The organism is Marinobacter sp. C7, assembly GCF_022343555.1.
GTDB lineage: Bacteria > Pseudomonadota > Gammaproteobacteria > Pseudomonadales > Oleiphilaceae > Marinobacter.
This window is the reverse complement of sequence record NZ_JAKQZH010000103.1, coordinates 1-248: the sequence shown is the minus strand read 5'-3', so window position 1 is coordinate 248 and position 248 is coordinate 1. Positions and strand designations below refer to the sequence as shown.

Genomic DNA, 248 nt, shown 5'->3' with positions numbered 1-248 from the left:
GAGGCTGCGGTCGCTGGCTCTCCGGCTGGTCTGGCCCTTGTCTGCTGTCAGCTCCGAGAGGTCGAAGCTGTAGGAATCGAACTGAACGATCGAGACCTCGCCCTCGGCATTTTCGCGCTGAACCTGGCCGTCCTTCATGATCAACTGGCTGCCGCTCTGATCGACGGCGCCCTCGGTCGCATAATAGATGTACGAGTTGTCCGGCTCGCGGTAATCGGCGACGAACAGGCCCTTCAGAACGCGGCCGG

The 248-nt window shown here is 62.1% G+C and carries 1 protein-coding gene; it reads right to left on the bottom strand.

What is annotated here, in order from left to right; genetic code table 11:
• Positions 1 to 248: LptF/LptG family permease (locus tag MD273_RS18955; protein ID WP_239039310.1), on the bottom strand; the 248-nt coding region annotated here is incomplete at both ends.